The organism is Stenotrophomonas sp. P5_A9 (assembly GCF_056400525.1).
Map to the genome: position 1 here is coordinate 48,379 of NZ_JBFULC010000026.1, position 19,647 is coordinate 68,025.

Sequence of the window (19,647 nt, forward strand, 5' to 3'; positions counted from 1 at the left end):
TGCAGCGGGTGCCTCCGCCCCATCGGGGCGCGCGCATGGCAACGCGGGTGTTGCAAACGTGTCGTGGGGGAGGACTCAGCGCAGGGTGCGCGCGGCCTCGTTGGCGGCGCCGCGCAGCTTGGGCAGCAGGCGCAGCATCAGCCCCATCTGGGTGCGGATCAGCTGCAGCTTCGGCGGCATGGCGTCGGTGACCTGTTCCAGCTGCTCGGCCAGGGCGCGGTCGCCGTCGTTGTCGGCTTCCTCCACCGGTTGCCGCTGTTCCAGCGCGGCGGCGATCTGCTGCATGGCCTGCTCCACGCGCTCGCCGCCGGCCAGCGCCTGCGGGTCCTGCGCGTAGCTGTCCAGCTGGGTGCGGTGCGCACCGAGTGCGGACAGGTGGCCGAGCAGGGTGTTGGACAGCGCCAGGAAGCGGAAGCCCGCATCCAGGTTGCGGCGCACGTGGCCGGGTTCGCGCAGCATGTTCGACAGCGCGGTGGACAGGGCGGCATCGGCGTTGTGCATGTCGCGGCGGGCGATGCGGTAGGCCAGGTCGTCCTGCATGCCGCTGCCGTACTGGCCCAGCACCGCATCCAGGTAGCGCGCGCAGTTGGCCAGCACGCGCGCCATCACCAGGTTCAGCCGCCGGCCCTGCCAGTCGGGCAGGATCAGGAACGCGGCCGCGGCGGCGATCGCGCAGCCGAGCAGGGTGTCGACCAGCCGCGGCCAGATCAGCAGGTAGCCATCGCCGATCAGGTTGAAGCAGGTCAGCGCCATCACCGTGATGGCCGCCGAGGCCACCAGGTAGCGGTCGCTGCGGGTGAAGAAGAACAGCAGCGCCGAGAGCAGGGCGATCAGCAGTTCGATGCGCAGGTCCTGGAACAACTGCATCAACGCCCAGGTCAGCACCAGCCCGATCAGGGTGCCGGCGATGCGCTGGGCCAGGCGTTGGCGGGTGGCACCAAAATGCGGGCGGCACACGAACACGATGGTGAGCAGCACCCAGCCGCCGTTCTGGGCGTTGAACAGGCGGATCGCGGCGAAGCCGACCACCAGGGCCAGCGCCATGCGCAGGCCGTGGCGGAACAGCACCGAGCCGGGGGTGAGCTGCTGGCGGATGCGTACGAACATCTCACGCAGCGTGTGCGGGTTGGTGTCGCGCAGGCGGGTGTCGACGTTGTCCAGGGTGGCTTCGGAATTGGCCGCTTCGGACAGCCGCCGTTCGATGCTCTGCAGGTTCTGGCCGAGCAGTTCCAGCGAGGACAGCAGGCGTTGCCACTGCGGGTTGTGCTGGGCGCGCAGCCAGGTGAGCGAATCGGTGAGGTCGGCGGTGGCCTGTTTGGTGCGTTCGCCGTACTGGAACGGGCGGCGCAGGCGAATGGCCATGCCAAGGTTGGCGCAGGCCTCGCCCTGCAGCGAGAGCAGGCGCTGGCAGCGATACAGCACGTCGCTGTGGAAGAAGGCGTCGGTGAGCGCGCCGTAGGGGTAGTGCGAGGAGCTGGCGCGTTCGTGGAAGTCCTGGGCCATGTAGTACATGCGCAGATACAGGCCGGACTGCACGCCGGGCCGGCCGGAGCGGCCAAAGCGGGCGAGGATGGCGGTCTTGGCGATGTTCAGCGCCTCGACGACGCGGCGGTTCTGTTCGGCCAGGGCGAGCTGACGCTTCTGCAGGTCGGCATCGCGGACCGGTTCGAACAGGTCGGCCTTGAGCTGCAGGTAGCGGCCCAGTTCGAGGAACAGGCGGTTGAGGCGTTCGCGGATGGGGCGGTTGGCGAACAGGGCGGTCCACAGGATGGAGAGCAGGCCGTACCAGAGCGCGCCGGCGAGCAGGTGGCTGACGGCACTGAAGGCCTGCGCGCGGTCGCTGGCGCCATGCTGTTCCAGGGCGATCATGGTGTAGATGGCCAGGGTGACCGTCGCCTGGGCGATGGAGGCGTAGCGTTCGCCGAGCGCGCCGAGCAGGGTGAGGCCGAAGGTGGACAGGGCCAGGGCGGCGATGAACAGCCAGGGCCAGGCAAACAATTCGACCACGGCAGCGGCGGCGATGACGAAGCAGAGCAGGGACAGGGCGACCGATTTGGTGCGGCCCCACCAGTTGTCGTCGGTTTCGGCAATGGCGCTGGCGATGATGCCGAGGAAGACGCCGGGCAGCGCGGGCAACTGGTCCAGGTGCCAGCAGATGCCCATGGCCACCGACAGCGCGATGAACACACGCAGGCCATAGCTGGCCTTTTCATGCGCCCACAGGCGGCTGAGGCGGGATTCTCGGGCAGTCATGCGGGCTCAGGGTGTGGGGCGACCCATTATTGCCGGTGGGGGGTGAAGGGGACAGCGTCGGTGTTTCAACGTCAAAAGCGTCGCGATCTGTTTCCACCGGTCTGGGCCGTGCGCAACGGAAATACGGGTAGTGCCGAGCCATGCTCGGCATCGCGCGAGGCGCGGCCTCCAATCCAGGACAGCGCATAGGTGCGTAACGCAGACGCCGGTAGTGCCGGCCGCTGGCCGGCTCCAGGCACCTCCGTCCGGGCACATGAAGCGCAGGCAGGAGAAGATGACGTACAGCGCCGGCGTGCTGAGCAGGGTGAGGCTCTGCGAGAACAACAGGCCGCCGATCATCGCGATGCCGAGCGGGCGGCGCAGTTCGGAGCCTTCGCCCAAGCCGATCGCCAGTGGCACTGCCGCCAGGATCGCCACCATGGTGGTCATCATGATCGGACGGAAGCGCACGATGCTGGCCTCGCGCACCGCATCGCGCGGGCTCTTGCCGTGCTCGCGCTGGGCCACTACGGCGAAGTCGATCATCATGATCGCGTTCTTCTTGACGATGCCGATGAGCAGTACCAGCGCGATCATCGAGATCACCGACAGCTCGGTATTGGTCACAAACAGCGCCAGCAGCGCGCCCACGCCCGCCGCCGGCAGCGTGGACAGGATGGTCACCGGGTGCACCAGGCTTTCGTACAGCATGCCCAGCACCAGGTAGACGGTGATGATCGCGGCCAGCACCAGGATCAGCATCGAGTTCGGGTTGAGCTGCACATTGAAGCCGCCGCCATCGCTGATGCGGATGTCGCCGGGCAGGCGCAGGCCGTCCACGGTGGCCTTGATGATGGCTTCGCCTTCGCCGGTGCTTACGCCCGGGGCCAGGTTGTAGCTCAGGTCCATCGTGGTGTACTGGTTTTCGTGGGTGATCTGCGGCGGGGCCAGCCCCGGCACCTGGTGGGCCACGGCAGTGAGCGGGATCATCTCGCCGTTGCCGGCGCGCACGTGGATCTCATCCAGTGCACGCGGGGTGGCGGTCTGCTCGGGCAGGGCGTTGACCACCACGCTGTACTGGTTGATGTCCGAATAGATGGTGGAGATCTGGCGCTGGCCGAACGCGCCGTACAGCGCGCCGTCGATGGCACCGACCGACACGCCCAGGCGCGCGGCCTTGGCGCGGTCGATCACCACATTCTGGCGCAGGCCGGCGGTATCCACGTCGGTGCCGACGTCGCGCAGCATCGGGTTCTTCTTCAACGCCGCCTGCACCTTGGGCAGCCATTCCTGCAGCTGGGCAAGATCATTGCCCTGCAGCGACACGCGGTACTGCGCACCCTGGCTGTTGCCGCCGCCACCATCGCTGGGCAGATCCTGGATCGCGCGCAGGCGCAGCTGCAGGTCGGGGTAGCGGTCGGCCTTGGCGCTCAACCGCGCCAGCGCCAGCGCGGTGGTTTCCTTGCGGCCTTCCTTGCGCGTCTTGAGCTGGATGTTGAACTGCGCGCTGGAGCCCTGGCGGCCGCTGCCCAGGCGCACGCCGACGGTCTTCACCGCCGGATCGGCCATCAGCATGTCGGTGATGCGGCGCTGGCGGTTGACCATGTCCTCGAAGGACACGGTGGCGCTGGAATTGGCGCGGCCCCAGATCAGGCCGGTGTCCTGGGCCGGGAAGGAGCCCTTCTTGACCGCGCCGCCGAGCATCACCGTGGCCACGATCAGCAGGATCGGGGTGAGCGAGAGCAGCATTGCGTGGCGCAGCGAGAAGTCCAGGCACACCGTATAGGTGCGCAGCATGCGGTCGTGCACGCCATCCAGGAAGCGACCGATCCGCGACGGCGTCTCCGGCTCGGGGTGCGCGCTGAGGAAGCGGCTGCACAGCGCCGGGGTCAGGGTCAGCGAAACGATCATGGAAACCACGATCGCCGCCACCAGGGTGATGGTGAACTCGCGGAAGAACGCCCCGACCATGCCGCTGGCGAACAGCAGCGGGATGAACACCGCCACCAGCGAGGCGGTGATCGAGACGATGGTGAAGCCGATCTCGCGCGCGCCGGTCAGCGCGGCCTGCATGCGTGTCATGCCCTCGTCGAGGTGGCGCATGACGTTTTCGATCACCACGATCGCATCGTCGACCACAAAGCCGATCGCGATCACCAGCGCCAGCAGGCTGAGGTTGTTCAAAGTGAAGCCGAACACGTACATCACCAGTGCCGCACCGGCCAGCGACAGCGGCACGGTGACCGCGGCGATCAGCGTCGGTGCCAACCGGCGCAGGAACAGCGCCATGGTCAGGATCACCATCGCCAGGCTGATCAGCAGGGTGATCTGCACTTCATGCAGTGACGAGCGGATGGTCGGGGTGCGGTCGAAGAACGGGGTCAGCACCGTGCCAGGCTGCAGGTAGTCGCGCAGCATCGGAATCTGCGCCTTGACCCGATCGACGGTCTCCACGATGTTGGCGCCGGCACGGGTGAACACATACATCACCACGGCGGGCTTGTGGTCGAACCACGCGGCCTGGTACGCATCCTGCTGGCCGTCGTAGACGTTGGCCACGTCCTTGAGGCGGATCACCCGGCCATCGTCCTGGGTCTTGATGACCAGGTTGGCGAAGTCGGCCGCTCGCGCCACCGAGTCGTTGGCGATGATCGCGGTGGTGGTGTTGCCGTCGGTGAGGAAGCCGGTCGGCGAGGTCACGTTGGCCGCGCGCACCGCGTTGCGCAGGTCGTCGGGGGTGAGGTTGAGCGCGTTGAGCAGGCGCAGGTTGACGTCCACCCGTACCGCCGGGGTGGAGGCACCGGCGATGTCGACCGAGGACACCCCGCTGATCTGGCGGATGCGCTGGGCCAGCAGCGAATCGGCGACGTTGTAGAGCTCATCGGCCGACTGCGTCTGCGAGGTCAGCGCGATGGCGATGACCGGATCATCGTTGGGATTGGCCTTCTGGAACATCGGCGAGCCGAGCCCGGACGGCAGATCTGCCTGCGATGAATTGATCGCCGTCTGCACGTCCAGCGCGGCCGAATCGATGTCCACCCCGCTCTGGAAGATCATGAAGACCAGCGAGCTGCCTTCGGAACTGGAGGAGCGCATCTGGTCCACGCCGGGCAGCTGGCCCAGGTGGCGTTCCAGCGGTGCGGTGACCGTGGAGGCCATGGTGGTGGCGTCCGCGCCGGACTGGCTGGCGTGCACGAAGATCACCGGAATCTGGATGTTCGGCAATGCCGACACGCCCAGTTTCAGGTAGCAGAACAGGCCGACCACGAACAGGCCGATGGCCAGCAGCGCGGTGCCGATCGGGCGGCGGATGAAGGGGCCGGAGATGTTCATGCCGGCATCCTCATGGCACGCAGGTACGGCGTGCTCATGCGCGGTCCTGGGCGCTGGCGTGGCGCAGCGCGCGCTGTTCGCGGCGCAGTCGCAGGCGCTCGGAGAAGCGCTCCATGTACAGGTAGATCACCGGCGTGGTGTACAGCGTGACCAGCTGGGACAGCAGCAGGCCGCCGACGATGGCGATGCCCAGCGGGCGGCGCAGTTCCGAACCGATGCCGGTGCCCAGTGCCAGTGGCAGCGCGCCAAGCATGGCCGCAGCGGTGGTCATCATGATCGGGCGGAAGCGCAGCAGGCAGGCGCGGCGGATCGCATCGTGCGCGTTGGCACCGGCGCGACGCGCCTCGATGGCGAAGTCGACCATCATGATGCCGTTCTTCTTGACGATGCCGATCAGCAGCACGATGCCGACGATGCCGTCCACCGACAACGGCAACCCGCACACCATCAGCGCCAGCAGCGCACCGACACCGGCCGGCGGCAGGGTGGAGATGATGGTCAACGGATGGATGTAGCTCTCATACAGCACGCCCAGCACGATGTAGATCAGCACCAGCGAGGCCAGCAGCAGCCACACCACGTCGGTCTGGCTGCCGGTGAACTCGGCGGCCTTGCCGATGAACTCCGCATGCACCTGCGTGGGCATGTCCAGGCTGTCCTTGGTCTCTTCGATCGCCTTGACCGCATCGGACAGGGAATAGCCCGGGGCGATGTTGAACGACACGGTCACCGCCGGGAGCTGTTGCTGGTGGCTGACCACCAGCGGGGTGCTGGTGACCTTGCTTTCGGCGAGTGCGGCCAGCGGGATGATGTTGCCGGCGCCGATCGGGATGCCGGTGTTCTGCGCGCCGATGCCGGTGGCCGTGGACGAGTTGGACGAGGTGACCTGGCCGAAGTTGGTGGCGTTGCTGCCGGTCAGCGCGCCGGCCCCGTTGGAGGCCACCGCCAGCTGGTGCATCAGCGCGGTGCTGGTGCGGAACTCCGGCGCCACTTCCAGCACCACGCGGTATTGGTTGAGTTCGGTGAAGATGGTGGAGATCTGGCGCTGGCCGAAGGCGTCGTACAGGGTGTCGTCGATGGTCTGCATCGGCACGCCCAGCACGCTGGCCTTGTCGCGGTCGATGTTCAGTTCCAGCGCGCGGCCCTGGTTGGCCAGGTTGTTGTCCACGTCGGCCAGCTCCGGGCGCTGGCGCAGCGCTTCGGTCAGGCGGTTGGCCTGCAGCGCAACCTGCGCGCTGTCCACGTCCGACAGCGAGTACTGGTACTCGGTGGCGGCCACGCGGGTGTCCAGGGTGACGTCCTGCACCGGCTTGAGGTACAGCGCCACGCCGGGGATGCCGGCCACGGCGTGCTGCAGGCGCGGCAGAATCTCATCCAGTCCGTCGCGGTCGCCACGCTGCTTGAGCACGATCGACAGCTGGCCCTGGTTGAGCGTGGGGTTCATGCTGCCGGCGCCGATGAAGGCCGACACGCCGGTCACCGCCGGGTCCTTGCGCAGCGCTTCGGCCACGGCCTTGGTGCGCTGCTCCATCTGCGGGAAGGCGATGTTCTGGTCGGCCTGGACCACGCCGGTGATCAGGCCGGTGTCCTGCTCGGGCAGCAGGCCCTTGGGGATCACGATGTACAGCACCACGGTCAGCACCAGGGCACCGGCGGCCACGGCCAGGGTCAGCGGCTGGTGCTCCAGCACCCAGTCCAGGCTGCGCTCGTACGCGCCCACGGTACGCGTCCACAGGTTTTCCTTGCCGGCCGCGGCGGCACGCTCGTGCGCGTCCTCGCCTTCGGGCAGGGCATCGGGCTTGAGCAGGTAGGCGCACATCATCGGGGTGAGCGTCAGCGAGATCAGCATCGACAGCACCACCGCGATGCTCAGCACCCAGGCGAACTCGTGGAACAACCGGCCGGTGACGCCGGGCATCAGCAACAGCGGCAGGAACACCGCCACCAGCGAGATGGTCAGCGAGAGCACGGTGAAGCCGATCTGCTGGGCGCCGATCTCGGCCGCTTCCGGGCCGCTCTTGCCCTGTTCGATGTAGCGCACGATGTTCTCGATCATCACGATCGCATCGTCGACCACGAAGCCGGTGGCCACCACCAGCGCCATCAGCGACAGGTTGTCCAGCGACATGCCGGCAAAGGCCATCACCCCGAAGGTGCCGGCCAGCGACAGCGGTACCGCCACCGAGGGAATGATGGTGGCCCACAGCCGGCGCAGGAACACGAAGATCACCGCGACCACCAGGCAGATGGTGAGGATCAGGGTGAACTGCACTTCATGCACCGAGGCGCGGATGGTCTCGGTACGGTCGGAGAAGATCTCCAGGTGCACGTCGGCCGGCAGCACGTTCTGCAGCTGCGGCAGCAGCGCGCGGATGCGTTCGACGGTCTGCACGATGTTGGCGCCGGGCTGGCGGCGCACTTCCAGCAGCACCGCCGGCTTGCCATCGGCCCAGGCGGCGAGCTGGTCGTTCTCCACCCCGTCGATGACGTTGGCCACGTCCGACAGCCGCACCGGGCGGCCGTTCTTGTAGCTGATGATGGTGTCGCGGTACTCGGCGGCGCTGGTCAGCTGGTCATTGGTGCCGATGGAGTAGGACTGGGTCTTGCCGTTGAGCGAGCCCTTGGGCGCGTTGACGTTGGCCTGGGTCAGCGCGCTGCGCAGTTCTTCCAGGGTCAGGCCCATGTTGGACAGCTGCGCCGGGTTGACCTGGATGCGTACGGCCGGGCGCACGTTGCCGGCGATGGACACCAGCCCCACGCCCTGCACCTGCGACAGGCGCTGGGCGAGGATGGAGTCGGCGTAGTTGTTCACATCGCGCAGCGGGCGCGTGTCGGAGGTGAGCTTGAGGGTGACGATCGCCGCGTCGGCCGGATTCACCCGGTTGTAGACCGGCTGGTAGGGCAGCGAGGAGGGCAGGGTGGCCTGGCGGATCGCGGCCTGTACGTCCTGGGCGGCGATGTCGATGTCCCGGTCCATCGAGAACTGCAGGATGATCGTGGACAGACCGGCCGAGGAATCGGAGGTCATGATCTCCAACCCGGAGATCTGCCCGAACTGGCGTTCCAGCGGGGTGGTCACCAGCGAGGCCATGGTGACCGCGTTGGCGCCGGGGTACTGGGTGGTCACCACCAGGCTGGGCGCGTCGATCTCCGGCAGCGCCGACACCGGCAGCTGGCGGTAGCCGAGGATGCCGAGCAGCAGCAGGCCCGCCATCAACAGCGAGGTGGCGATCGGGCGGCGGATGAAGATCGTCGAAAAGCCCACGGGCGGATCCTTGCTGTTACGTCATGCGGCGTTGGAACGGGCAGACGCCAGCAAGGCGGCCGGCGTCGGGAACGTCAGGCAGGCGCGCTCAGCGCGGACCGCCACCACGGCGGCCACCGCCAGCACCCTGCTGTTGCGCGGCGGCCTTGAGTTCGGCCTCGGTCGGCGCGGCCGGGGTCTCGCCCGGCTTGAGCGCGTTGACCTTGCTGCCCGGCTTGAGCCGGAACTGGCCCTCGCTGACGACGCGCTCGCCGCCCTTGAGGCCGTCGGTGATCTGCACGTTGCTGTCGCCCACTTCCACGCCGCTCTTGACGGTCTGCATGGCAACGGTGCTGTCGGGCTTGACGATGTAGACGTACTCGCCGTCCGGGCCGCGCATCACGGCCTGGGTGGGGATGACCACGCCGCCGCCAATGGTGCGCAGCTGCATCCGCACGTTGACGAACTGGCCCGGCCACAGGCTGTTGTCGGTGTTGTCGAACAGGGCGCGCACGCGGAAGGTGCCGCTGTCGCTGCTGATCTGGTTGTCCACCACGTCCAGCTTGCCGCCGTCGGTGAGCACGTGCGAGTCGTTGCGGTCCAGCGCGGCGATGGTCACCGGGCCGGCCTGCTGGGCGGTGCGCACATCCGGCAGCTGGCGCTCGGGCAGGTTGAACACCACGTGGATCGGGTGGATCTGGGTCAGGGTGACCAGCGCGGTGCCGGCACTGACGACATTGCCGGCGTCCACCGCGCGGATGCCGGCGATGCCGGTGATCGGCGCGGTGACGCGGGTGTACTGCAGCTGCACCTGGGCCGCGCGCATGCTGGCCTCGTTGGCGGCCACGGCGCTTTCGAACTGCGCCACCTGGTTGCGCTGGGTGTCCAGGTCGGTCTTGGCCACGTACTGGCGGTACTCCGGCGAATTGGAGCGCTGGTAGTTGGAGCGCGCGGTGGCCAGCTGGGCCTGGTTCTGGCGCTTGGCCGCGGCGGCCTCGTCGTAGCTGGCCTGCAGGCTGCGCGGGTCGATCTGCGCGAGCAGGTCGCCCTGCTTTACTTCCTGGCCTTCCTTGAAGTTGATGCTGATCAGCTGGCCGCCGACCTGCGGGCTGACGGTGACGGTGTTCATCGCCGCTACGGTGCCCAGTGCGCTGGCATACACCGGCACGTCCTGGCGAATGGCGTCGACCACGGTGACCGGGACCGGTCCGGTGTCGCGCTGGTCGCCGTCCTTGCCGGCGCCGGCAGCGCTGCCGCCCGCCTCACCCTTGTGCTTGCCACCGTTGAGCAGGTGCAGGCCGATGAAGCCAATCACCAGTACGGCGACCACCAGCAGCACGATCTTCCAGAAACGCGACATTCAACTAACTCCTGAGGCTGGCGGAGGGCAGGGCCCGATTGGCTGGTGCAAAGCATACCCGTGGTGCGCGGGCTTTCATGCATGACGGATGGGACGGGCGGTCAGACCGGATGTGACCGGCCAGGTTCCACGGATCAACGCCTGCGGGGGCAGAAAGTTACAGCAGCAAGTGCGCTGATGGCCTACATTCAGTTTGGTCCGCCCTGAACACCCGTGGAGATCCTCGATGCCCCGTCTGTCGCTGCTGCTGTCCGCCCTGCTGCTTGCCTGCCCCGCACTGGCCGCGGCCACCCCTGACGAACGCCCGGAAGTGACTGCCGCGGCGACCCGCCTGCACGCCAAGGTGGTCGACTGGCGGCGCGACTTCCACCAGCACCCGGAGCTGTCCAACCGCGAGGAGCGCACCTCGGCGAAGGTGGCCGAGCAGTTGCGGGCGATGGGGCTCAAGCCGAAGACCGGGATCGCCCATCACGGTGTGGTGGTGGTCATCAAGGGGGCAAAGCCGGGTCCGCGCATCGCCCTGCGCGCGGACATGGACGCGCTGCCGGTGACCGAACAGACCGGGCTGCCGTTCGCCTCCAAGGTGACCAGCACCTACCGTGGCGAGCCGGTCGGGGTGATGCACGCCTGCGGCCACGACGCGCATACCGCCACGTTGCTGGGGGTGGCCGATGCGCTGGTGAAGATGCGCGAGAACCTGCCAGGCGAAGTGATGCTGATCTTCCAGCCCTCCGAGGAAGGGGCGCCGCCGCCGGAAGAGGGGGGTGCGTCGTTGATGCTGAAGGAGGGGCTGTTTGCGGACTTCAAGCCGGAGGCGGTGTTCGGCCTGCATGTGTTCTCCAGCGTGCCGGCGGGGCAGATCGCGGTGCGCGGTGGGCCCTTGATGGCAGCCTCGGACCGGTTCGGGATCAAGGTGATCGGGCGGCAGACGCATGGCTCGGCGCCGTGGAACGGGGTGGATCCGATCGTGGCGACGGCCGATCTGGTGGGCACGGCGCAGACGATCGTGAGCCGTCGGGCGAACCTGTCCAAGCAGCCGGCAGTGCTGACCTTCGGGGCGATCAAGGGCGGCATCCGCTACAACATCATTCCCGATGAGGTGGAGATGGTGGGGACGATCCGCACGTTCGATGAGGGGATGCGGCAGCAGATTTTCGCGGACCTGCGCAATGTGGCCGAGCACACGGCGGCGGCGCACGGGGCCAAGGCGGTGACGGAGATCTATGAGTCCGAGGGCAATCCGGCGACGGTGAACGATCCGGCGCTGACGGCGAAGATGCTGCCGAGCCTGCAGGCGGTGGTGGGCAAGGACAATGTGTACGAGCCGCCGCTGCAGATGGGCGCGGAGGATTTTTCGCTGTACGCGCAGCAGGTGCCGGGGATGTTTTTCTTCGTGGGGTCCACGAGTGTGGGCATCGATCCGGCTACGGCGCCGGCCAACCATTCGCCGAAGTTCCTGCTGGATGAGAAGGCGCTGGACGTGGGGTTGCGGGCGTTGCTGCAGGTGAGTCTGGATTATCTCAATGGGGTGGGGGTGGTTGCGCCTGCGGCGGGCTGAGGCCAAGGCAGGATCAACTGCCAGTGCCAGTGCAACGGCAACGGCAACGGCAGAGCATTTGTCGGCGCTGGTTTGTTGCGTGCCGGGCGGGCCGGGGTGGGTTGGCGGGACACGCCGTGAACCCGTCCATAGGGGCTCGTTCGCCGCATCCATGCGGCGCACGGTCCTCCCGGCCATTGGCCGGGGCGGGAATCGGTACGGGTAAAACGGCTGGGGCGGGCTGGATCGATGGACGGCGGGCCGGTAGGTCCCGGCCGCTGGTCGGGGCGTGAATCGGTACGCGCGGAACGGCTGCGGCCGCCGGGATCGATGATCGTCGSACCGGTAGGTCCCGGCCGCTGGYCGGGGCGKRAATCGGTRCGCGCGGAACGGCTGCGGTGGGGCTGTCCCTCGGCCTGGCGGTTTGAATGGCGGACGCCGGTCGCCCAGCCGCGTAAAATGGACGGATGAATACCCCCCAGGACTCCAGCCTCGGTCGCGAGGTTGCTTACCCGTCGCAGTACGATCCTTCGCTGCTGTTTCCCATTCCGCGCCGTGGCGCGCGCGAGGAGATCGGGCTGGACGAGGCGGCGCTGCCGTTCGTCGGCCATGACCGCTGGCAGGCGTACGAGCTGAGCTGGCTGGACCGGCGCGGCAAGCCGCGGATCGCAGTGGCCACGATCAGCGTGCCGTGCACGTCGCCGAACCTGATCGAATCCAAGTCGTTCAAGCTGTATCTCAATTCGCTCAACAGCACGCGTTTCGATGATGACGAGGCGGCGCGGCTGCGTATCACCGCCGATCTGTCCGGGTGTGCGGGCGCGGTGGTGACGGTGCGTTTCGGGGTGCCGGTGCTGGAGGAGGAGGCCGAAGGCGAGTCGCTGGATGCGTTGGACGTGGCGATCGAACGCTATGGTCCGCCGGCGCCGGAGTTGCTGTCGGCCGACGCCTCGCAGATCGTCACCGAGACGCTCAGTTCGGCGCTGCTCAAGTCCAACTGTCCGGTCACCGGGCAACCGGACTGGGCGAGTGTGAGCGTCCGTTACCACGGGCCGCAGATCGATCGGGAGGGGTTGCTCAAGTATCTGGTGAGCTACCGCGAGCACGCCGAGTTCCATGAGCAGTGCGTGGAGCGGATCTTCAGCGAGGTCAGCCAGCGCTGTGCGCCGACGTGGCTGGAAGTCGAAGCGCGCTATACCCGTCGCGGCGGCCTGGACATCAATCCGTGGCGGGCCAGCCCGGGCATCGCGCTGCCGGCCCGCACCGTGCGCGACCTGCGCCAGTAGAGCGACCCCATGGGTCGCTGCCCCGGCACCTGACACCGCGCGCAGCCACCCATGGGGTGGCTCTACCACCGGCCAATGTGGCCGCCCGCCCCGTTCCGCATGTCTTCACATCCACGCCATGCCCTATTAACACGGGCTGTGACACCGTGCCTCCCATGTCGTCAATGAAGACGGGAGTGTGTGGATGAGTACCGATAAAAAAGCCGATTTCTCCGGTGTCACCTCCAGCGTGGACAGCACCGCGCAGAAGGTGGAAAAGGCTGATTTCTCCGGCGTGACCTCATCGGTGGATACCACCGCCGAAAAGGTCGGAGGCACCTACACCGTACAGAAGGGCGACTCGCTGTCGAAGATCGCCAAACAGGAATTGGGCGACGCCAATGCCTGGAAGAAAATCTTCGAGGCCAACCGCGACGTATTGGAGGACCCGGACAAGATCTTCCCGGGCCAGACGCTCAAGTTGCCGCCCAAAGACTGAGTCGCCCCACTAGCATTCCACAGATTCCCAGGGAGGAATTCCATGAAGAAGACGTCCATCAGTACCGCCGTATTCGCCGCCATGCTGGCCACCGTTGCGCTGGTCGGCTGCAAGAAGAAAGAAGACACCGCCGACAACAACGCACAGCCTGCCGCAGCGATGACGCCGGCCGCGCCCGAGCCGATGACCCAGGCCGCACCGCAGCCGATGACCGCTGCCGCCGTCACCGTGTCCAGCGTCACCGTGGGCAAGACCGCCGCCGCCGACAAGAGCGTGGCCACCACGGCGATGTTCTCGCCGAAGGACGACATCATCGTGTCCGTCCGTACCGACGGCACCGCCAGCAATGCGAATGTCGGCGCCAAGCTGACCTTCCAGGACGGCCAGGTGGCCGGTGAGAATTCGCAGACGCTCAACACCACGGCGGCCGAGACCACCAACATCACCTTCAAGAATGCCAAAGGCTGGCCCGCTGGCAAGTACCGCGCGGAAGTCATGGTAGATGGTAAGGCGGCCGGAACGCCGCAAGAGTTCGAGGTTAAGTAAGCCCGCGCCGACTCTCTCCCGGCAACAGGCTCACGATGGACGCAGCCGCGAGGCTGCGTCTTTTTTTATGGGCCGCCGCCGGACCACAGCGTTCCAGTACGTTTGCGTATGGAACGGCTTTGCTCCGGGGGGCTGAAAACGCGACAATGCGTGGGTTTCCCGCCGTGCGCGCCGTTGGTTGGCGCGGTCCCCGGGGAAAGTGCGGGCCTCGCTCTGCGGTGCCCGGCACGCGACACGGTTGCACGCGGCCCGGCATCGCCGACGGCCATCATTCACGAGATCTGCAAGAGAGCCCTGATCCCCCATGTCGAACACGCCCAAGATTCTCTACACGCTTACCGATGAAGCCCCGTTCCTGGCCACGCAGTCGCTGCTGCCGATCGTCGAGGCCTACACCGCCACCGCCGGCATCGCGGTGGAAACCCGCGACATCTCCCTGTCCGGCCGCATCCTGGCGCTGTTCCCGGATTTCCTGAAGGACGACCAGAAAGAAGCCGACCACCTGGCCGAGCTGGGCCAGCTGGCGACCACCCCGGATGCCAACATCATCAAGCTGCCCAACATCAGCGCCTCGGTGCCGCAGCTGAAGGCGGCGATCAAGGAACTGCAGGACCAGGGCTTCGCCCTGCCGAACTACCCCGACGTGCCCTCCGATGACGTCTCGCGCGATATCAAGGCGCGCTACGACAAGGTCAAGGGCAGCGCGGTGAACCCGGTGCTGCGCGAAGGCAACTCGGACCGTCGTGCGCCGCTGTCGGTGAAGAACTACGCGCGCAAGCATCCGCACCGCATGGGCAAGTGGTCCAAGGAGTGCAAGTCGCATGTGTCGCACATGGACGGCGGTGATTTCTACGGCAGCGAGAAGTCGGCCACGCTGGCTAATGCCGGCAGCCTGAAGATCGAACTGCAGCAGGCCGACGGCAAGACCGTCGTGCTCAAGGAAAAGACCGCGGTCAAGGCCGGTGAGATCGTCGATGCGGCGGTGATGAGCCGCAACGCGCTGGCCTCGTTCGTGCAGGCGCAGATCGCCGATGCGAAGGCCAAGGGCGTGCTGTTCTCGCTGCACCTCAAGGCCACCATGATGAAGGTCTCCGACCCGATCATGTTCGGCGTGGTCGTCGAGGAGTTCTACAAGGACGTGCTGACCAAGCACGCCGACGTGCTCAAGCAGGCCGGCTTCGATCCCAACAACGGCATCGGCGATCTGTTCGCGCGCCTGCCGCAGCTGCCCGAAGCCACCCAGGAAGCGATCAAGGCCGACCTGGCTGCCGAGTACGGCAAGCGCCCGGGCCTGGCCATGGTCAACTCCGACAAGGGCATCACCAACCTGCACGTGCCGAGCGACGTGATCGTCGACGCCTCGATGCCGGCGATGATCCGTGACTCGGGCGGCATGTGGAATGCCGAGGGCAAGCTGCAGGACACCAAGGCGGTCATCCCGGACCGTTGCTACGCTGGTGTGTACCAGGCCGTGATCGATGATTGCCGCACCCACGGCGCGTTCGACCCGGCCACCATGGGCTCGGTGCCCAACGTCGGCCTGATGGCGCAGAAGGCCGAGGAGTACGGCTCGCACGACAAGACCTTCCAGATCCCGGCCGACGGCACCGTGCGCGTCACCGACGACGCCGGCAACGTGGTGTTTGAACACGCCGTGCAGACCGGCGACATCTGGCGCATGTGCCAGACCAAGGACGCCCCGATCCAGGACTGGGTCAAGCTGGCCGTCAACCGCGCCCGCCTGAGCAGCACCCCGGCGGTGTTCTGGCTCGATGCCAGCCGTGCCCACGACGCGCAGGTGATCGCCAAGGTCGAGACCTACCTCAAGGACCACGACACCAACGGCCTGGATATCCGCATCCTGGCGCCGGTGGAGGCGACGGCCCTCTCGCTGGACCGCATCCGCAAGGGTGAGGACACCATCTCGGTGACCGGCAACGTGCTCCGCGATTACCTGACCGACCTGTTCCCGATCATGGAGCTGGGCACCAGCGCCAAGATGCTGTCGATCGTGCCGCTGATGGCCGGTGGCGGCCTGTTCGAGACCGGTGCCGGTGGTTCGGCGCCCAAGCACGTGCAGCAGTTTGTCGAAGAGGATTACCTGCGCTGGGATTCGCTGGGCGAGTTCCTCGCGCTGGCAGCCTCGCTGGAGCACCTGGGCGACCGTTACGACAACGCGGGTGCGACCGTGTTGGCCAAGACCCTGGACCAGGCCAACGGCCAGTTCCTGGACAACGACAAGTCGCCCTCGCGCAAGCTCGGTGGCATCGACAACCGCGGCAGCCACTTCTACATCGCGCTGTACTGGGCCCAGGCCCTGGCCGCGCAGGATGACGATGCCGCACTGAAGGCGCGTTTCGCCCCGCTGGCCAAGGCACTGGCCGACAACGAACAGAAGATCGTTGAAGAGCTGGCCGCGGTGCAGGGCAAGCCGGTGGACATCGGCGGCTACTACCGTCCGGACGTGGCCAAGGCCGCGGCCGCGATGCGTCCGAGCACGACCTTCAACGGTGCGCTGGCCGCGCTGTAAGGTCGGCCTGCCGCACACGCGGTGAGCCATGAAAAACCCGCGCCTCGGCGCGGGTTTTTTGTTGGGCGCAGCATGCCAGGCATCGGTGGCGCCACCCCACGCTTGGTTGCCCGGAAACCCACGGGCAGAGCCACCCCATGGGTGGCTGCTACATGGCCGGGTAAGGTCGCAAAAAGCAGCCACGCATGGCGCGGTTCAACCCTGCCAGATTGTGATCGGCATCGTAGGCTGCCTCGTTTCGATGAAGGCCGCGTCAATATCTGTGGTACAGAACTTGCCTTGTCCCCAAAGGGTTTACCGACCCTTGCAACGTGCGGAAGCTTCAATTCAATCTGTGCGATCCATCACTTATGGCCCGATAACCTTGGCATAGGCTATCGACGATCTTTACTGCAGTAAGTGTGATCTTTCACGGCGCAGGGGAAGGCGATGGCCAGGGTGCTGGTGGTGGGATCGGATATCCAGGGAGAGCACGCTTTGCTGCAGCGCCTGCGCGCGGCCGCCGCATTGCCCGCGGACACGGTGCGCAGTTGCCGCGATCTGGACGACTGCGATCTGTTGGTGATCAAGGACACCCCGGCACTGCGCAACGCCGCACTGCGCATGGTGCGCGAACGCCCACGCATCCAGTTCTGGATCGAAGACCAGCAGGGTCGGCTGCGCGATGGTCAGGGCGACCCGCGCAGCACGCTGGATGATCATGCGATCGAACACGCACTGCGCCAGATGCCGGCCGCACCGGCGCCGATCGAGGAACCGATCGCCGCGCGTGGGGCCAAGGCGATCACCCGCGCGCTGCGCGAAAGCCTGCAGTCGCGTCATGGTCACGCGGTGCTGGCGCTGGATGGCCTACCGGTGCTGCTGCTGGATTTCGAGCAGGACCAGATGGTGGTGCCCGACGGCAGCGGCAACGTGGAATTGGCGCAGCTGCTGTCGGATGTGTTCGAGCGCCTCGCATTGCACGGTATCGCCGGCAAGCGTTACCAGCAGCTGGCAGGCGAGCTCCCACGGCAGTCGCTGCGGCCACTGCTTTGGCAATGGGGGCAACACCCGGCGCACTGGCAGGATCTGGATACGCGCCTGCAACACCATGCACGCGTGCGCCTGCTGCGCTGGCCTGATTTCCGCGTGCTCGGCCATCAGCACGACAGTTTCCGGTTGTGCTCGCTGCTGCTCAAGCGGCCGTGCAGCGTGGACGAATGCGCCTCGCTGCTGGAGATTCCGCGCGAGGCGGTGCGCGCCTTCGTGCACCCGGCCTATCTGTGTGGGTATGCCGCGCTGGACGCGCCGTCAGGCGGCGGCGGGCTGCTGCGCAGCAACGGCGAGGGCGGCGGCCTGCCCGCCCGGATGTGGCGCAGCGTGCGCCAGCGTGGCGGAGGCTGAGCGTGCGCGAACACAAGATCGTGGTGCTGGGCACCATGGGCTGCGGCAAGTCGACGTTGGTGCGGGCGATCGCCGCTGGTGCGGTCATCGACACCGACGTGCACAACAGCGACCGCCAGGGTGCGGACAAGGCGTCGACCACGGTGGCGATGGACTACGCCGACATCGACCTGCCCAACGGCGACCGCCTGCGGCTGTACGGCACGCCAGGACAGCAGCGGTTCGACTTCCTGTGGCCGATCCTGCTGCAGGGGGCCAGCGGCGTGGTCCTGCTGCTGGATGCCACCCGCAGCGCGGCGGTGGACGAGTTGACGGCGTACCTGGCGATGCTGCAGCAGCATGCGGCGCAGGTGCCGGCGGTGATCGGTGTGTCGCGGCTGGACCTGGCTCCGCAGTTCGACCTGGACGCCTGCGCGGCGCAGGCCGGGCGCGAGGGCCGTTGGTTGCCGGTGGTGCCGGTGGATGCGCGTGATCGCGAACAAGGGTTGTGCCTGATGGACGTGCTGATGAGCGAAATGGAAACCGGTGCGCTGGTGGCCGCGCATGGCTGACGGACACGAGGCGCGCCGCCTGGAGCCGGCGCTGCGCGAGCGCCTGGGGGCGCACCTGCAGGGCTTTGCCGATGACATCAACGGGGTGCGCAGCGTGGTGATGGCCAGCGTGGACGGGTTCGCGCTGGTGCCGGCAGCCGGCACCCACGGCAACGGCGAACGACTGGCGGCGATGACCAGCGCGATGCTGGCGTTGGCCGCTGCGGTCGGGCGGGAGCTGGCGCTGGGGGAGCTGGAAGTACTGATGCTCGAAGCCGACGGCGGCAAGGTGCTGATGCTGGCGCTGCCCGCGACGCCGTCACCGCTGCTGCTGATGACCGCGTGCGACGCGCGCTGCGTGATCGGCAAGGTGCTGTGGAGTGCCAAGGAATGTGGCCGCAACATCATGGCCGAACTCAGCGGATCACGAGCCGATCCGCAGGGGAAAACGGGGCTCGATAACCAACGGGGTGCAACATGGCAGGACTCGACGATACCTTGAACGCGCTGATGACCATCGACGGCGCCCAGGCAGTGGCGCTGGTGGATTACGAGAGCGGCATGCTGCTGGGGGAGGCCGGCTCGGGGATGGACATGGAGGTGGCTGCGGCAGGCAACACGGAGGTGATCCGGGCCAAGATGAAGACGGCCGCCTCGCTCAACCTCAACGACACGATCGAAGACATCCTCATCTCGCTGGGCAAGGCGTACCACATCCTGCGCCCGGTCTCGCGCAAGAAGGGTCTGTTCCTGTATCTGGTGCTGGATCGCAACAAGTCCAACCTGGCCCTGGCACGGCGCAAGGTGCAGGACGTGGAGGCCGATCTGGCGCTGTAGGTTCCCTCCGTCGCCGGTCGCGGTGTGGTGGCGACCGGCGGCGCTTTTTTTTCGTGGTTCTTCTCCCAATGCACGGGAGCGTTCTGCTCCAACGGCGTTGGTAGATCGAGCAGGGCGATACGGATTTGCCCAGGTAGTCCAGGCGACGTGTGGCTGGAGCTGTGGCTCCGACCGGGCTTGTCGCGAGCGTGAGGGCCCCGTAGCGGCCGGTAGGCCCCTGGCGCAAATGTCCCCCGGCCTGGCGGCCTCCTCCTTTATTTTGTCCAGGCGCCTACCGGCCGCTACGGGGCTCGGCTTGCGGTGCGCAGGTAGAAGCCAAGCTTCTTTGGCGCTGGTCGGTGGGTCGGGCGC

At 67.1% G+C, this 19,647-nt stretch carries 11 protein-coding genes and 2 pseudogenes; 9 read left to right on the forward strand and 4 right to left on the reverse strand.

Features of this window, described 5'->3' with window-relative positions; all coding sequences use genetic code 11:
- Positions 1–75: 75 nt before the first annotated feature.
- The 4 genes and pseudogenes from yccS to AC1DR7_RS10260 form a co-directional block, all read right to left on the reverse strand.
- Positions 76–2,253 carry a YccS family putative transporter gene (gene yccS, locus AC1DR7_RS10245; protein WP_478051201.1) on the reverse strand — a complete coding sequence of 726 codons (2,178 nt, stop codon included), beginning with the start codon at positions 2,251–2,253 and terminating at the stop codon, positions 76–78.
- 261 nt (positions 2,254–2,514) lie between these two features.
- Positions 2,515–5,565 (reverse strand): annotated as a pseudogene (locus tag AC1DR7_RS10250) (efflux RND transporter permease subunit); the annotation flags it as partial.
- Between the two features lie 34 nt (positions 5,566–5,599).
- Positions 5,600–8,830 carry an efflux RND transporter permease subunit gene (locus tag AC1DR7_RS10255; RefSeq protein ID WP_478052787.1) on the reverse strand — a complete coding sequence of 1,077 codons (3,231 nt, stop codon included), beginning with the start codon at positions 8,828–8,830 and terminating at the stop codon, positions 5,600–5,602.
- Between the two features lie 88 nt (positions 8,831–8,918).
- Positions 8,919–10,169 (reverse strand): efflux RND transporter periplasmic adaptor subunit, encoded by a 1,251-nt coding sequence (locus AC1DR7_RS10260; RefSeq protein ID WP_457319253.1) that lies wholly within the window; start codon positions 10,167–10,169, stop codon positions 8,919–8,921.
- Between the two features lie 226 nt (positions 10,170–10,395).
- Here AC1DR7_RS10260 and AC1DR7_RS10265 point away from each other — a divergent pair, with 226 nt between their 5' ends.
- The 9 genes and pseudogenes from AC1DR7_RS10265 to AC1DR7_RS10305 all read left to right on the forward strand — a co-directional run bounded on the left by AC1DR7_RS10265 (position 10,396) and on the right by AC1DR7_RS10305 (position 19,296).
- Positions 10,396–11,727: a M20 family metallopeptidase gene (locus AC1DR7_RS10265; protein WP_457319252.1), complete on the forward strand. Its 1,332-nt coding sequence runs from the start codon at positions 10,396–10,398 to the stop codon at positions 11,725–11,727.
- Positions 11,728–12,173: 446 nt separating this feature from the next.
- Positions 12,174–12,992: an NADPH-dependent 7-cyano-7-deazaguanine reductase QueF gene (gene queF, locus AC1DR7_RS10270; protein WP_457319443.1), complete on the forward strand. Its 819-nt coding sequence runs from the start codon at positions 12,174–12,176 to the stop codon at positions 12,990–12,992.
- A gap of 184 nt (positions 12,993–13,176) precedes the next feature.
- Positions 13,177–13,470, forward strand: coding sequence for a LysM peptidoglycan-binding domain-containing protein (locus tag AC1DR7_RS10275; RefSeq protein ID WP_457319442.1), 294 nt, complete (start codon positions 13,177–13,179; stop codon positions 13,468–13,470).
- Between the two features lie 42 nt (positions 13,471–13,512).
- Positions 13,513–14,016, forward strand: coding sequence for a hypothetical protein (locus AC1DR7_RS10280; RefSeq protein ID WP_256776587.1), 504 nt, complete (start codon positions 13,513–13,515; stop codon positions 14,014–14,016).
- Between the two features lie 304 nt (positions 14,017–14,320).
- Positions 14,321–16,546, forward strand: a complete 2,226-nt coding sequence (locus AC1DR7_RS10285) for an NADP-dependent isocitrate dehydrogenase (RefSeq protein WP_457319440.1) — start codon at positions 14,321–14,323, stop codon at positions 16,544–16,546.
- Positions 16,547–16,975: 429 nt separating this feature from the next.
- Positions 16,976–17,929 (forward strand): hypothetical protein, encoded by a 954-nt coding sequence (locus AC1DR7_RS10290; RefSeq protein WP_457319439.1) that lies wholly within the window; start codon positions 16,976–16,978, stop codon positions 17,927–17,929.
- A 2-nt stretch (positions 17,930–17,931) separates the two neighbouring features.
- Positions 17,932–18,480, forward strand: a complete 549-nt coding sequence (locus tag AC1DR7_RS10295; RefSeq protein ID WP_256776591.1) for a GTP-binding protein — start codon at positions 17,932–17,934, stop codon at positions 18,478–18,480.
- Positions 18,473–18,886: pseudogene (locus AC1DR7_RS10300) on the forward strand (roadblock/LC7 domain-containing protein); the annotation flags it as partial. The gene AC1DR7_RS10295 and the pseudogene AC1DR7_RS10300, both read left to right, overlap by 8 nt.
- A 50-nt stretch (positions 18,887–18,936) precedes the next feature.
- Positions 18,937–19,296 (forward strand): hypothetical protein, encoded by a 360-nt coding sequence (locus AC1DR7_RS10305; RefSeq protein WP_256776593.1) that lies wholly within the window; start codon positions 18,937–18,939, stop codon positions 19,294–19,296.
- The last annotated feature ends 351 nt before the right edge of the window (positions 19,297–19,647 follow it).